The organism is Streptomyces sp. NPDC057616 (genome assembly GCF_042800575.1).
Classification (GTDB): Bacteria; Actinomycetota; Actinomycetes; order Streptomycetales; family Streptomycetaceae; genus Streptomyces.
Map to the genome: position 1 here is coordinate 1 of NZ_JBHVGU010000006.1, position 14,182 is coordinate 14,182.

General features: G+C 73.4%; 14 protein-coding genes and 1 rRNA gene. 12 read left to right on the forward strand and 3 right to left on the reverse strand.

Annotation, left to right across the window (positions count from 1 at the left end):
- Window positions 1-56 precede the first annotated feature (56 nt).
- A 5S ribosomal RNA gene (gene rrf, locus ACFU97_RS08695) occupies window positions 57-173 on the forward strand.
- A 90-nt stretch (window positions 174-263) separates the two neighbouring features.
- On the opposite strand, the gene ACFU97_RS08700 is transcribed toward rrf, so the two are convergent.
- The gene (locus ACFU97_RS08700; protein WP_384253490.1) at window positions 264-1,190 is read right to left on the reverse strand and encodes a hypothetical protein; all 927 of its coding nucleotides are present in this window, start codon (window positions 1,188-1,190) and stop codon (window positions 264-266) included.
- 243 nt (window positions 1,191-1,433) lie between these two features.
- On the opposite strand from ACFU97_RS08700, the gene ACFU97_RS08705 reads away from it, so the two are divergent.
- Window positions 1,434-2,231, forward strand: coding sequence for a hypothetical protein (locus tag ACFU97_RS08705; protein ID WP_384253465.1), 798 nt, complete (start codon window positions 1,434-1,436; stop codon window positions 2,229-2,231).
- 60 nt (window positions 2,232-2,291) lie between these two features.
- Here ACFU97_RS08705 and ACFU97_RS08710 read toward each other — a convergent pair whose 3' ends face one another.
- Window positions 2,292-3,584, reverse strand: coding sequence for a DUF1015 domain-containing protein (locus ACFU97_RS08710; protein ID WP_384252749.1), 1,293 nt, complete (start codon window positions 3,582-3,584; stop codon window positions 2,292-2,294).
- Window positions 3,585-3,656: 72 nt separating this feature from the next.
- Between ACFU97_RS08710 and ACFU97_RS08715 the strand changes: the two genes are divergently transcribed.
- Genes ACFU97_RS08715 through ACFU97_RS08730 form a run of 4 tightly spaced genes read left to right on the forward strand, consistent with a single transcriptional unit; the run spans window position 3,657 to window position 7,667 of the window.
- On the forward strand, window positions 3,657-4,685 hold the full coding sequence (locus ACFU97_RS08715) for an HAD-IIA family hydrolase (protein ID WP_384252752.1): 1,029 nt from the start codon (window positions 3,657-3,659) through the stop codon (window positions 4,683-4,685).
- 56 nt (window positions 4,686-4,741) lie between these two features.
- A complete protein-coding gene (locus tag ACFU97_RS08720) occupies window positions 4,742-5,785 on the forward strand; it encodes a FecCD family ABC transporter permease (RefSeq protein WP_384252755.1) in 1,044 nt (347 codons plus the stop codon).
- On the forward strand, window positions 5,782-6,819 hold the full coding sequence (locus ACFU97_RS08725) for a FecCD family ABC transporter permease (protein ID WP_384252758.1): 1,038 nt from the start codon (window positions 5,782-5,784) through the stop codon (window positions 6,817-6,819). The genes ACFU97_RS08720 and ACFU97_RS08725 overlap by 4 nt, the downstream gene beginning before the upstream one ends.
- Window positions 6,816-7,667, forward strand: coding sequence for an ABC transporter ATP-binding protein (locus tag ACFU97_RS08730; RefSeq protein WP_384252761.1), 852 nt, complete (start codon window positions 6,816-6,818; stop codon window positions 7,665-7,667). Before ACFU97_RS08725 ends, ACFU97_RS08730 begins: the two co-directional genes overlap by 4 nt.
- On the opposite strand, the gene ACFU97_RS08735 is transcribed toward ACFU97_RS08730, so the two are convergent.
- Window positions 7,651-7,998 (reverse strand): sterol-binding protein, encoded by a 348-nt coding sequence (locus ACFU97_RS08735; protein WP_384252764.1) that lies wholly within the window; start codon window positions 7,996-7,998, stop codon window positions 7,651-7,653. The two genes, ACFU97_RS08730 and ACFU97_RS08735, sit on opposite strands and share 17 nt — an antisense overlap.
- 42 nt (window positions 7,999-8,040) lie before the next feature.
- On the opposite strand from ACFU97_RS08735, the gene ACFU97_RS08740 reads away from it, so the two are divergent.
- From ACFU97_RS08740 to ACFU97_RS08765, 6 genes are all read left to right on the forward strand, one after another.
- The gene (locus ACFU97_RS08740) at window positions 8,041-8,334 is read left to right on the forward strand and encodes a hypothetical protein (RefSeq protein ID WP_384252767.1); all 294 of its coding nucleotides are present in this window, start codon (window positions 8,041-8,043) and stop codon (window positions 8,332-8,334) included.
- Between the two features lie 7 nt (window positions 8,335-8,341).
- Window positions 8,342-9,157 carry a TlyA family RNA methyltransferase gene (locus ACFU97_RS08745; protein ID WP_384252770.1) on the forward strand — a complete coding sequence of 272 codons (816 nt, stop codon included), beginning with the start codon at window positions 8,342-8,344 and terminating at the stop codon, window positions 9,155-9,157.
- A complete protein-coding gene (locus ACFU97_RS08750; RefSeq protein ID WP_384252773.1) occupies window positions 9,154-10,059 on the forward strand; it encodes an NAD kinase in 906 nt (301 codons plus the stop codon). Before ACFU97_RS08745 ends, ACFU97_RS08750 begins: the two co-directional genes overlap by 4 nt.
- A gap of 145 nt (window positions 10,060-10,204) precedes the next feature.
- Window positions 10,205-11,923: a DNA repair protein RecN gene (recN, locus tag ACFU97_RS08755; RefSeq protein ID WP_384253468.1), complete on the forward strand. Its 1,719-nt coding sequence runs from the start codon at window positions 10,205-10,207 to the stop codon at window positions 11,921-11,923.
- A 117-nt stretch (window positions 11,924-12,040) separates the two neighbouring features.
- The gene (locus ACFU97_RS08760) at window positions 12,041-12,805 is read left to right on the forward strand and encodes a hypothetical protein (RefSeq protein ID WP_384252776.1); all 765 of its coding nucleotides are present in this window, start codon (window positions 12,041-12,043) and stop codon (window positions 12,803-12,805) included.
- A 234-nt stretch (window positions 12,806-13,039) separates the two neighbouring features.
- Complete coding sequence (locus ACFU97_RS08765) at window positions 13,040-14,176, forward strand: glycosyltransferase family 4 protein (protein ID WP_384252779.1); 1,137 nt, start codon at window positions 13,040-13,042, stop codon at window positions 14,174-14,176.
- Window positions 14,177-14,182 lie beyond the last annotated feature (6 nt).

Sequence of the window (14,182 nt, forward strand, 5' to 3'; positions counted from 1 at the left end):
CTTTGAGCAGAACACATAACTGAAGAGTGTGCTTGTTCGCTCGAAACCATTAGGGTTTCGGTGGTTATAGCGTGAGGGAAACGCCCGGTTACATTTCGAACCCGGAAGCTAAGCCTTACAGCGCCGATGGTACTGCAGGGGGGACCCTGTGGGAGAGTAGGACGCCGCCGAACAATCTTTGGGAAGGACCCCTGGTCACCAGCGTTCAGCTGGGACCAGGGGTCCTTTCGTTTTTACAATGCTTGCGGTACCGAAGACAGGAGTCACCGATGTCCACCAACTCTCCCGACGATCGACCGGAGCGCGACCAGCGGCGACGGGACAGTGGGGACCGCGGCGAGCGTGGCGGCTACCGCGGCGACCGCGGTGGCTTCCGTCGCGACGACCGCCGTGACGATCGTCGCGACGACACCCGCCGTGACGACAACCGCGGTGGCGGGTACGGCCGCAGAGACGACCGACGCGAGGGTGACCGCGGTGGCCGGCCGGCGTTCCAGCGTGACGACCGTGACCGTGGTCCGCGTCGGGACGACCGTGACCGTGGCTTCCGTCGTGATGACCGGCGTGACGACCGTGGGGACCGGCCGTCCTTCCGCCGGGACGACCGCGGCGACCGTCCTTCCTTCCGCCGTGACGACCGTCGCGATGACCGCCGCGACGACCGTGGTGAGCGTCGTGACAGCGACCGCGGTGGCTTCCGGCGCGACGACAACCGCGGTGGCGGCTACGGCCGTAGGGACGACCGCCGGGGTGGCCCCGACCGTGGTGGCTACGGCCGTTCCGATGACCGGCGTGATGACCGCCGCGATGACCGTGACCGCGGCTTCCGTGGTGACGACCGAGGCGACCGCGGCCCGCGTCGTGACGACCGTGGGGACCGTCCGGCCTTCCGCCGGGACGACCGTGGGGACCGTCCGGCCTTCCGTCGCGACGACCGTGGGGACCGTCCGGCCTTCCGCCGGGACGACCGCCGTGACGACCGGCGCGACTTCCGGCGTGACGACCGTGACCGTGACTTCCGTCGCGACGACCGGCGCGATGACCGTCGTGACGATCGCGGGGACCGCCCGGCGTACCGCCGTGACGACCGCCGTGACGACCGCCGTGATGACCGTCGCGACGACCGCCCGGCGTACCGTCGCGACGATCGTCGTGATGACCGTCGCGCCGACCATAGTGAGCACCGACACGGCGGAAGTGGTCGGTTCCGGCGTGATGACAGTCGCGGCGAGCGCGGTGGGTTCCGTGGGCGCGACGACCGTGGCGGACGTGGTGGTCCGCGGCGCGACGACCGTGGCGGACGGCCCGGTGGCTTCCGCGGGCGTGACGACAGGCGTGACGACCGGCGCGGTGGTGGTGGCGGTCGGTTCCGCGACGATCGGCCCCGGGACAGGGACCGTGACCGCGACCGGGATCGCGAGCCCATCAAGCGGCTGCCGATCCCCGAGGATGTCACCGGCGACGAGATCGACAAGGACGTACGGCAGGAGCTGCAGAGCCTGCCGAAGACGCTCGCGGAGGACGTCGCCAAGAACCTGGTGATGGTCGCCCGGCTCATCGACGAGGACCCCGAGGGTGCCTACGCCTACTCCCGGATCGCTCTGCGGCTGGCGTCGCGCGTCGCGGCCGTACGAGAGGCGGCCGGGTTCGCCGCGTACGCGAACCAGAAGTACTCCGAGGCGCTGGCCGAGTTCCGTGCCGCGCGGCGTATGACCGGCACCGTCGAGCTGTGGCCCGTGATGGCCGACTGCGAGCGTGGGCTCGGGCGGCCGGAGAAGGCGCTGGACATGGCCGGGGCGCCCGAGGTGCAGAAGCTGGACAAGGCCGGGCAGGTCGAGATGCGTCTCGTCGCGGCCGGCGCCCGGCGCGACATGGGGCAGCTCGACGCGGCCATCGTGACGCTGCAGAGCCCCGAGCTCGCCTCCAACTCCGTGCAGCCGTGGACCGCGCGACTGCGGTACGCCTACGCCGACGCGCTGCTCGCCGCCGGTCGTGAGGGCGAGGCCCGGGACTGGTTCGCCAAGGCCGTCGAGGCCGACCGGGACGGCAGCACGGACGCCTCCGACCGGCTCGCCGAGATGGACGGCGTGGAGTTCGTGGACGCCTTCGACGCCAGCGACGAGGCCGAGGCCGAGGCCGACGGTGAGGACGTCGACAGCGCCAAGTCCGAGGCGGACGCCGACCGCGGCATCCAGGATGAGGCCGAGGCCGAGGGCGACGACAAGGGCTGAGCCGTCATGCGAAAGGGCGGGACCGCACGGTCCCGCCCTTTCGCATGTCCGTGTGCCGCGTCAGCCGTCCAGGGTCCGCAGCACCAGCCCCGACGCCGGCTTCGGGCCGAACGACGTCGACTTGCGGGGCATCGTCACTCCCTCGCGGGCCAGGTCGCGGACGACCTCCTCGCGGACCGGGTGCAGCAGGACGGCCGTGCCGCCGTCGCGTTCGGCCTTCTCGACCGTGGCCGCCGTGTCGTGGATGTAGGCGATACAGGCCGGGTCGTCCTCGGGGATGCCCCAGACGTGGTCGAGCAGCGTGGCGTGCAGGACCGTCGCGTCCAGGGTGCGCCAGGCGACGGGGCGGTCGACCGGGATCGTCCGGGCCAGGAGGTCCGGGTCCGGGCGGTCGACCAGGTGGAAGGCGCCGTCGCCCGCCAGCAGGAACGCGTTGCCGGCGCACGCGCTGTCCGCCAGTGCCTCCAGGGCCTGGGGGAGGGACACCGGCAGGTGCCGTATGCGGAACCGGCCATCCAGGGCGGCGAGGGCGTCGGAGACCGGCAGGCCGTGCAGGAGGCGATGGATGGCGCGCACGCGCAGCGGGTAGCGGGCCGTGTCGACGAGCAGGACGAGGCCGTAGTCCCAGGGGCTCGGGGAGCCGTGCTCGGTGCGCAGGCGGCGGTACGTCGCCCAGCGGTGGTGGCCGTCGGCGATCAGCGCCTGGTGCTGGGCCAGGTCGGCCTGGACGCGGGCGAGGTCGGCCGGGTCGGTGATCGACCACAGGCGGTGGCTGTAGCCGTCCTCGGTGGTGGTGGCGAGCAGCGGCGGGTGGTCGGCGGCGCGTTCCACGAGCTCGGCGGCGGAGGAGGCCGAGCCGTCGCCGCGGTAGGTCAGGAGCAGGGGTTCGAGGTTCGCGGAGGTGGCGCGCATGAGGTCCGCGCGATCGGCGACCACGTGCGGCATGACGTCCTCGTGCGGCAGCACCACGCCCTCCGCCGGGTCCGAGACGCGCAGGGCACCGATGATGCCGCGCTGGAGCATGCCGTCGCCGTCGCTCTGCTCGTAGACGTACAGGCCGGGTTCGGGGTCGGCGGCCAGGACTCCCTCGGCGAGCCAGCGGCGCAGGGTGTCGGACGCCTGCTCGTTGCGCGCGACCGCCGTCGGGGCCTGCGGCAGGATCAGGCGGACGATGTTGTACGGGTCCGCGGACTGGAGGTGGTGCAGGCCGTCGGGGCGTACCACGACGTCGTACGGCGGCGATGTCACGGCGGCCAGGCTGCCGACCCGGTCCGGATCGTAACGAAGGCCGCGGAACGGGGTGAGTTCCAGGCCCCGGCGCGCCGTTGCTTCCGAGTGACCTGCTGTGTTCATCCCGGCATCGTACGTGTGTCGGGGGCGTGAGGGATGATCGGGGGAAAGCCGTCGAACGAGGAGCGATGTGGAATGAGCCAGAGCGTCAGGACGAGGCCCGAGGGCAGTGGCCAGGCCCTGAGCGAGGCGTACGACACGGCGCTGCTCGATCTGGACGGGGTGGTGTACGCGGGAGGTCATGCCATCGCGCACGCCGTCGAGTCGCTGGAGACGGCCAGGGCGGGCGGGATGCATCTCGCGTACGTCACCAACAACGCGCTGCGGACGCCCGACACGGTGGCGGAGCACCTGACCGAGCTGGGGATACCGACCGGTGCCCAGGACGTCATCACCTCCGCGCAGGCGGTCGCGCGGCTGATCAGCGAGCAGGTGCCGGCGGGGTCGCGGGTGCTGGTCATCGGCGGCGAGGGGCTGCGGGTCGCGCTGCGGGAGCGCGGCCTTGAGCCCGTCGAGTCGGCGGACGACGATCCGGCGGCGGTCGTGCAGGGGTTCGGCGGGCTCGACCTGCCGTGGGGACGGTTCGCCGAGGCGAGCTACGCGGTCGCGCGCGGAGTGCCGTGGTACGCGTCCAACACCGATCTGACGATCCCCAGCGGCCGCGGGATCGCGCCGGGCAACGGCGCCGCGGTGGAGGTCGTGCGGATCGCGACGGGTGCCGAACCCCAGGTCGCGGGCAAGCCGTTGCCGCCGATGCACCGGGAGACGATCCTGCGCACGGGCGCCGAGCGGCCGTTGGTGGTCGGCGACCGGCTGGACACGGACATCGAGGGGGCGTTCAACGGCGCGGTGGACTCGCTGCTCGTCCTGACGGGCGTGACCGACGGCGCGCAGCTGCTCGCCGCGCCGCCGCAGCACCGGCCGACGTACGTCGACGCCGATCTGCGCGGGATGCTCACGGGGCAGCCGGAGGTCGAGGAGGCGGGTGACGGCTTCCGGTGCGGCGGCTGGACGGCCACGGCGGCCTCGGACCGGCTGGAACTGGAGGGTGACGGCGCGGCCCTGGACGGCCTGCGGGCGCTGTGCGCGGCAGCCTGGACGGCGGCCGGGGACGGTGTGTGCGAACTGGATGCGGGGAAGGCGCTGGCGCGGCTGGAGTTGTGAGCCGTGCGGCCGGGGCGGCCCATAGGGAAGATGCGAGGGTAGGCTAACCTAACTACGTGTTGCTCGACAGTCCTCCCGAACAGCGCGCGGAGACCGCCCCCGCGCCCCCAACCCGCCGGGCGATACGTGCCGTTGGGCTCCTCGTCGCGCTCGCCGTCCTGGTGCTCGTCGCCTTGGCGAGCATCGCGATCGGCGCGAAGGAGCTCTCCCTGGAGCAGGTCTGGCACGGACTGTTCCAGGACACCGGGACGTACGGCGACGTAGTCGTGGACGAGCGGCTGGCGCGGACCGCGCTCGGGCTGCTCGCCGGCGCCGCGCTGGGACTCTCCGGCGCGGTGCTCCAGGCGCTCACCCGCAACCCGCTGGCCGACCCCGGCCTGCTCGGCATCAACGCGGGCGCCTCGGCCGCCGTCGTCACCGCCCTCACGTACTTCGGTGTCACGAGCCTCAACGGCTATGTGTGGTTCGCCTTCGCGGGGGCGGCCGCCGTGGGGGCCCTGGTGTGGTTCCTCGGGGGCAGCCGCAGCGCCACGCCGGTGCGGCTCGCGCTCGCCGGCACCGCCATCAGCGCCGCGCTCTACGGCTATCTGCAGGCCGTGATGATCACGGACGAGGCGGCGCTCAACAAGATGCGCTTCTGGACGGTCGGTTCGCTCGCCTCGGCGTCCAACTCGACCACTTTGCAGGTGCTGCCGTTCATCGCGGTCGGCACGGTCCTCTCCCTGGTGCTCGCCCGGCCGCTCAACGCCGTGGCCATGGGCGACGACACCGCCAAGGCGCTCGGCGCCAACCTGAACCGCACCCGGGCGCTGTCCATGCTCGCCGCGACCGTGCTGTGCGGCGCGGCGACGGCCGCCTGCGGGCCGATCGCCTTCGTCGGGCTGATGGTCCCGCACGTCGTACGGTCCTTCACCGGCCCCGACCTGCGCTGGATCCTGCCGTACGCCGCGATCCTGTCGCCCGTGCTGCTGCTCGGCGCGGACGTGCTCGGCCGGATCGTCGCCCGCCCCTCGGAGCTCCAGGTCGGCATCGTCACCGCGATCATCGGCGGTCCGGTCTTCATCCTTCTGGTACGACGGCGGAGGACGGCGCAGCTGTGAGGACCACCCGTGTGATGAGGAGCCCGGGCGGGCTCTCCGTGCGCCTGGACGTCCGGGCCGCCGTCGTGGTCGCCGTGCTGCTGCTCGCCGCGCTCGCCGCGAGCGTCCTGCTGATCGGCACCGGCGACTTCCCGATCCCGGCCGGCGACGTCCTCAAGACCCTGGCGGGGAACGGCAATACGGGCCAGGAGTTCATCGTCCGCGAGCTGCGGCTGCCGCGCGTCCTGGTCGGGCTGCTGGTCGGCGCCTCGCTCGGACTCGGCGGCGCGCTGTTCCAGGCCGTCACCCGCAACCCGCTGGGCAGCCCGGACGTGCTCGGCCTCGGGCAAGGGGCGACGGCCGGCGCGCTCGTGATGATCGTGCTGTTCTCCGGCAGCGCCGCGCAGGTCACCCTGGGCGCGCTGGTCGGCGGGCTCGCGACCGGGCTCGCCATCTATCTGCTCGCCTGGAAGCAGGGCGTGCACGGCTACCGGCTGGTCCTGGTCGGCATCGGCGTCTCCGCGATCGTCACGGCGGTCAACGGCTATCTGCTCACCGTGTCCGACATCGTCGACGCGGCCCGCGCGGTCGTCTGGATGACCGGCTCCCTCAGCGGGCGTGACTGGGACCAGGTCTGGCCGCTGCTCGCGCTGTGCGCCGTGCTCGTCCCGCTGGTCCTCGCCAACGCGCGCGGGCTGCGGCTGATGGAGATGGGCGACGACGTGTCGAACGCGCTCGGCGTACGCGTGGAGCGGGTGCGGGCGCTGCTGATGGTGGCCGCCGTCCTGCTCACCGCGACCGCCACCGCCGCCGCGGGCCCCGTCGGCTTCGTGGCGCTGACCGCGCCGCAGCTCGCCCGCCGCCTGACCCGCTCGCCGGGCCCCAATCTGCTGTCGTCCCTGTGCATGGGCGCCGCCCTGCTGGTCACCGCCGACTGGGCCTCGCAGCGGATCTTCGGCGCCGACCAGCTGCCCGTCGGGGTGGTCACCGGAGTCCTCGGCGGCGTCTACCTGCTGTGGCTGCTGGTCGCCGAGCGCAGGGCGGGCCGGATATGAGCGCCTCCACGAAGCCGGACCCGAACACCCGAAGGAGCACAGTGAACCGCCTGTCCGCCGAGGACGTCACCCTCGCCTACGACCAGCGGGTCATCGCCGAGCAGCTCTCGGTGGAGATCCCGGACAACTCCTTCACCGTGATCGTCGGCCCCAACGCGTGCGGCAAGTCGACGCTGCTGCGGGCCCTTTCGCGCATGCTGAAGCCCAGCCGGGGCCGGGTGCTGCTGGACGGGCAGGTCATCCAGTCGATGCCGGCGAAGAAGGTCGCGCGGACGCTCGGCCTGCTGCCGCAGTCGTCGATCGCGCCCGACGGCATCACCGTCGCCGACCTGGTGGGCCGCGGCCGGTACCCGCACCAGGGCGTCCTGCGCCAGTGGTCGGGCGAGGACGAGCGGGTCGTGCAGGAGTCGATGGCGCGGACCGGGGTCGCCGAACTCGCCGATCGCCATGTCGACGAACTGTCCGGCGGTCAGCGCCAGCGCGTGTGGATCGCCATGGCGCTCGCCCAGCAGACGCCGCTGCTGCTGCTCGACGAGCCGACGACGTACCTCGACATCCACCACCAGATCGACGTCCTCGACCTCTGCGCCGAACTGCACGAGGAACAGGGCCGCACGCTGGTCGCCGTGCTGCACGACCTCAACCACGCCGCGCGGTACGCCACCCACCTCATCGCGCTGCGCGAGGGGCAGGTCGTCGCCGAGGGCGCGCCGAAGGACATCGTCACGGCCGGGCTGGTCGAGGAGGTCTTCGGGCTGCGCTGCCAGATCATCGACGACCCGGAGACCGGAACGCCGCTGGTGGTGCCGGCGGCGCGCAGGGCGCGGGCCGCTACAGCAGCTTCCTGAGCAGGAACAGGTCGCGCAGGCCGGCCTCCAGCTTCACCCGGCCCGAGCCCCAGGCCCGGGCGAAGTTCAGCTCGCCGTCGACCATCGCGACCAGGTCGTCGCCCTTCATGGCCAGCCGGATCTGGGCCTTCTCCCGCGGCGGGCCCTGGACGGTGTCCTGCACCACGATCCGGCCACCGGTCATCCTGCCGACGAACGTGACGTCGAGGTCGGTGATCAGGCAGCTCACCGAGCGGTCCAGGGCGGCGGCCGTGCGGACGTCCCCTTCGGCGCGGTTCATGTTGTCCGAGAGCTTTTCCAGCGCGGCGCGGCATTCTTCGATCGTGGCCATCGAGATCGACGGTACCCCAGGGCTTCGGGGTAGCGTCTGGGCATGAGCGACACTGTGCCCGAGGCCACGGCGGGGGACGGGAGGGCCGAGGCCGGACCCGCGCCCGACCACGACCCGGCCGCCCCGGCCCCGCTGAACGTCCCCCGCACGCCCACCGGCAACGCCGAGGTCGACGTACAGCTGGAGCGGCTGGGCGACGCCGACCACCTCGCCACCGACGGACACGTCGAGGTGTACGAGGATGTACACCGGGGGCTGCGCGACACGCTCACCGCGCTCGACGCCCGCCCGGGTCCGCCGGCCCCCGCACCGTCGTACGGACAACACAGGAGCTGAACCGAACGTGGCAGGAGTCGCACGCCGCCGTCTCGACGCGGAGCTGGTGCGCCGCAAGCTCGCGCGCTCGCGCGAGCACGCGAGTCAGCTGATCGCCGCCGGGCGGGTCAAAGTCGGCAAGACCGTGGCGACCAAGCCGGCCACGCAGGTGGAGACCGCGGCGGCGATCGTCGTCTCCGCCGACGACGGCGATCCCGACTACGTCTCGCGCGGCGGCCACAAGCTCGCGGGCGCCCTCGCGGCCTTCGCGCCGCAGGGGCTCGTCGTCGAGGGGCGGCGGGCGCTCGACGCCGGCGCCTCGACCGGTGGCTTCACGGACGTCCTGCTGCGCTCGGGGGCCGCGCACGTCGTCGCCGTCGACGTCGGATACGGACAACTCGCCTGGACTCTGCAGAGCGATGAACGCGTCACCGTCAAGGACCGTACGAACGTACGCGAGTTGACGCTCGAAGCGATCGATGGGGAGCCTGTGGATCTTGTCGTGGGGGATCTGTCCTTCATCCCGCTCGGCCTGGTACTGCCTGCCTTGGTGCGGTGCGTGAAACCGGACGCCGACCTGGTGATGATGGTCAAGCCGCAGTTCGAGGTGGGGAAGGAACGGCTGGGCAGCGGGGGAGTCGTACGGAGTCCGCAGCTGCGGGCGGAGGCCGTGCGGGGCGTGGCCCACAAGGCGTCGGAGCTCGGGCTCGGGGTGCAGGGTGTCACCGCCAGCCCGCTGCCCGGCCCGTCCGGGAATGTCGAGTACTTTCTGTGGCTGCGGGCCGGGGCACCGGAACTGGACCCGGCCGACGTAGACCGTGCAGTGGCGGAGGGGCCGCGTTGACACCGAACCGAGCTCGTACTGTTTTCCTGCTCGCCCACACGGGGCGGCCCGCGGCCATCCGCAGCGCCGAGCTGGTCGTGAAGGGGCTGCTGCGCGAGGGCATCGGCGTGCGCGTCCTGGAGTACGAGGCGCGCGACCTGCCGCTGCCCGAGGAGGTGGAGCTGGTCAAGGAGGCCACTCCGCAGTGCCTCGACGGCTGCGAGCTGCTGATCGTGCTGGGCGGCGACGGGACGCTGCTGCGCGGCGCCGAGTTCGCCCGGGCCTCCGGGGTGCCGATGCTCGGGGTCAACCTCGGGCGGGTCGGGTTCCTCGCGGAGGCCGAGCGCGACGATCTCGACAAGGTCGTCGACCGGGTGGTGACGAAGGCGTACGAGGTCGAGGAGCGGATGACCGTCGACGTCGTCGTCCACCGCAACGGCGACATCGTGCACACGGACTGGGCGCTGAACGAGGCGGCCGTGCAGAAGGTCTCCGCCGAGAAGCTGCTCGAGGTGGTGCTGGAGATCGACGGGCGGCCGGTCACCGGCTTCGGCTGCGACGGGATCGTGCTGTCGACGCCGACCGGGTCGACGGCGTACGCCTTCTCCGCCGGCGGGCCGGTGGTGTGGCCGGAGGTCGAGGCGCTGCTGATGGTGCCGATCTCGGCGCACGCGCTCTTCGCCAAGCCGCTGGTCACCTCGCCGGACTCGGTGCTGGCCGTCGAGGTGCTGCCGCACGTCCCGCCGGGGGTGCTGTGGTGCGACGGGCGGCGGACGGTCGAGCTGCCGCCGGGGGCGCGGGTGGAGGTGCGCCGGGGGTCGGTGCCGGTGCGGCTGGCACGGCTGCACCACGCGTCGTTCACGGACCGGCTGGTGGCGAAGTTCGCGCTGCCGGTGTCCGGGTGGCGCGGGGCGCCGCACTAGCCGGCGGACGCCGGAGGTCCTGCACTCGCGTGGGTGACAATGTGCTGTCGGTGGGCATTCGTCACCTGCACCTTCACACAACAGGGACGGGGGCCGTCGCACTTCCCGGTGCCGACCTCGTAAGGTCGTAGCCGTGCTGGAAGAGATGCGGATACGGTCGCTCGGAGTCATCGACGACGCGGTCGTCGAGCTGTCGCCCGGGTTCACCGCCGTCACCGGTGAGACGGGTGCGGGCAAGACCATGGTGGTCACCAGCCTCGGGCTGCTGCTGGGCGGACGGGCGGACCCTGCGCTCGTGCGGATCGGGGCCGACAGGGCCGTGGTGGAAGGACGGATCGCCGTCCCCTCGGGCTCGTCGGCCGGCGTACGCGCCGAGGAGGCGGGGGCCGAGCTGGACGACGGGGCGCTGCTGATCAGCCGTACCGTTTCCGCCGAGGGGCGGTCGCGGGCGCACGTGGGCGGGCGCAGTGTCCCGGTCGGGCTGCTGGCCGAGCTCGCCGACGATCTGGTGGCCGTGCACGGGCAGACGGATCAGCAGGGGCTGCTGAAGCTGACGCGGCAGCGGCAGGCCCTCGACCGGTACGCCGGGGAGGCCGTCGCCGGGCCGCTGGCGAAGTACGGCGAGGCGTACCGGCGGCTGCGGGCGGTCTCCGCCGAGCTGGAGGAGATCGTCACGCGCGCGCGTGAGCGGGCCCAGGAGGCCGACATGCTGCGCTACGGCCTCGAGGAGATCTCCGCCGTGGAGCCGCGGGCCGGCGAGGACGTGGAGCTGGCGGAGGAGGCCGAGCGCCTCGGGCACGCGGAGGCGCTCTCGTCGGCCGCCACGGCCGCGCACGCCGCGCTCGCCGGGAATCCCGAGGACCCCGAGGGCATCGACGCCGCCACGCTCGTCGCGGGCGCCCAGCGGGCGCTGGACGCCGTGCGCTCGCACGATCCGGCGCTGTCGGCGCTGGCCGACCGGATCGGCGAGATCGGGATCCTTCTCGGCGACGTCGCGGGGGAGTTGGCGGGATACGCCGACGACCTGGACGCGGATCCCCTGCGGCTGGCGGCAGTTGAGGAACGGCGCGCCGCGCTGGGCGCGTTGACGCGGAAGTACGGCGAGGACGTCGCCTCGGTGCTGGCCTGGGCCGAGCAGAGCGCCACGCGGCTGACCCAGCTGGACGGCGACGACGAGCGGATCGCGGAGCTGACCGCCGAGCGGGACGCCCTGCGGACCGAACTGGGCGGGCTGGCCCAGGCGTTGACGGACGCGCGGGCCGAGGCGGCCGAGCGGTTCGCGGCGGCCGTGACGGCCGAACTGGCCTCGCTCGCCATGCCGCACGCGCGCGTGTCCTTCGAGATCCGGCAGACCGAGGACCCGGAGGGCGTCGAGGTCGGCGGGCGCACCGTCGGCTACGGGCCGTCCGGCGTCGACGAGGTCGAGCTGCTGCTCGCCCCGCACCCCGGTGCGCCGCCGCGGCCGATCGCCAAGGGCGCGTCCGGCGGTGAGCTCTCGCGCGTGATGCTCGCCGTGGAGGTCGTGTTCGCGGGGACGGACCCCGTGCCGACGTACCTCTTCGACGAGGTGGACGCCGGTGTCGGCGGCAAGGCGGCCGTCGAGATCGGGCGCCGGCTGGCGCGGCTGGCGAAGAGCGCGCAGGTCGTGGTCGTCACCCACCTCCCGCAGGTGGCCGCCTTCGCCGACCGGCAGTTGCTGGTCGAGAAGACCAACGACGGGTCCGTGACACGGTCCGGCGTGAAGGTCCTGGAGGGCGAGGAGCGGGTGCGCGAGCTGTCGCGCATGCTGGCCGGCCAGGAGGACTCCGAGACGGCCCGGGCGCACGCGGAGGAGCTGCTGGCGACGGCCAGGGCGGACGCCTAGGGCGGACGGCCGGGCAGAGGGCTGGGCGGACGGTCAGGTAAACGGCCGGGCAGTGGGCCGTAACGGGCGGTCGGGACGCGGGTCCGGGCCGCCCGGTCCACGCACTAGGGTGGCCCGATGCCCAACCGCGCTGGAAGAACACGATCGTTCGCACTCGCCGCCGCGCTCACGCGCGCGGGCATCGCCGGGCTGCGGGCCAAGGCCCCCGGCGGCCGCGGGCGTTGGGAGCGGACGAACCACCGCGGGCGCGCCGTCGGGCTGTACGCCGGGCCCGCGGCCGGGCTCGCCGCCGCGGCCGGTGCCGCACGGGTGCGTCCGGCCGCCGGGTTCGCGGTGCTCACGGCCGGGGTCTGCGGGGCCTACGACGACGTGGCCGGCGCCGGCGACCCCCGGCGCGGGTTCCGCGACCATCTGTCCGCGCTCGGGGACGGCGAGGTCACCAGCGGCGCGGTCAAGCTCTTCGGTATCTCCGCGGCGGGGCTCGCCGCCGGTGCGCTGCTCAAGGAGCGGGCCGTGGACAAGGCGCTCGCGGGGATCGTGATCGCCGGGGCCGCACACTTCGTGAACCTCGTGGACGTACGCCCGGGAACGGCCGCCGCGGCGGTGGTCGCGCTCGGGGCGCCGGGACTGCTGCGGTCCGGTCCGGGCGCGGAACTGGCCGCCGTCACCACGGGCGCCGCCGCGGCCGTCCTGCCCGACGATCTGGGGGAGCGCACGATGCTCGGTGACACCGGGGCGCACGCGCTGGGCGCGGCCCTGGGCACCGCCGTGGTGGTGGGCAACGGGCGCGCCGGACTGCTCGCCCACGCCGTGGCGTTCGTCACGGCGGCCGTGTACGGCGACAAAGTCAGCGCGACGGCGCGGTCGTTGAGCCTGGAGTGAAGCGTGGGACGCAATAGGCTCCGTCTTCACCTGTACGTCCCCGTACTTCACCCGTGTGAGTGACCAACCCCACCGTCGCGCGGCCCGCGCATCGCCTCCACGTTTCCGGAACACCCGTGCGTGCTGGCATCCTTGACGTCGTCCATGGAGGAAACCGCGCGGTACACCCCCTCCGCCCGTTCCTTCTGTACTTTCGTCGTGACCGCCCGACGCCGAACCAGGAGCCCCGGCCACGTGAGCCCCGTGAGCAGCCACTCACCGCACGGCCAGTCGCCGCTGCGCACCGTGCAGGTGCTGGGCGGCGGCAACGCCCACAGCAGCGCGCACGTGCGGTCGCTGGCGTCGGGTCTGGTCGCGCGGGGCGTGCGGGTGACCGTGTGCGCCCCCGGTGAGGCCGATCGCACCTACGACTTCACGGGCACCGGCGCCGAACACGTGCACGTGCCGCGCAGCAGCGACCCGGGAGCCGTGGCCGCGCTGCGGGCCGTCTGCGCCGACGCCGACCTCGTGCACGCGCACGGACTGCACGCCTCCTTCCGCGCCGCGCTCGCCCTCAGCGGCCGGCGCATCCCGTTCGTCGTCACCTGGCACGACCGCGCGCACGCCGAGGGCGCCCGCGCGCATCTGCTGCGCCTCCTGGAGCGGCGGGTCGTGAAGGCGGCCACCGTGGTGCTCGGCGCCTCCTCCGACCTCGTGGACCGGGCCCGCCGGAGCGGGGCGCGGGACGCGCGGCTCGCGGCGGTCGCCCTGCCGGCGGCGCGCCGGTCCCCCGACGCGGAGGACCCCGACCGTCCGGGCCTGAAGGTCCGGGCCGAACTCGGCGCCACCGAGCGCCCGTTGCTGATGGCGGTCGGCTCCCTCGACCGGCACCGGGGCTACGGCACCCTGCTGGACGCCGCGCGCGCGTGGCGGCGCCTCGACCCCGTGCCGCTCGTGGTGATCGCGGGCGAGGGCCCGCTGCGGGCCGTGCTGCAGCGCCGTATCGAGGACGAGGGGTTGCCCGTGCGGCTCATCGGACGGCGCGACGACGTGGCGCAACTGCTCGCTGCCGCCGACGTCGCGCTGCTGCCCAGCAGTTGGGAGTCGCGTTCCGTCCTCGCGCAGGAGGCCCTCCACGCGCGCGTGCCGCTCGTCGCGACCCGGGTCGGCGGCATCCCCGAACTCGTCGGCGACGCCGCCGAACTCGTCCCCTACGGCGACGCCGAGGCGCTCGCCGGCGCCGTGACCGGGCTCCTCGCCGATCCCGGCCGGTGCGAGGAACTCCGGGACAGGGGCACCCGCCAGGCCGCCACCTGGCCGACCGAGGACGAGACGGTCGCCCAAGTGCTGAGCGTCTACGACGAGTTGACGCAGCCCCGGGTGCTGATCTGAACCGTC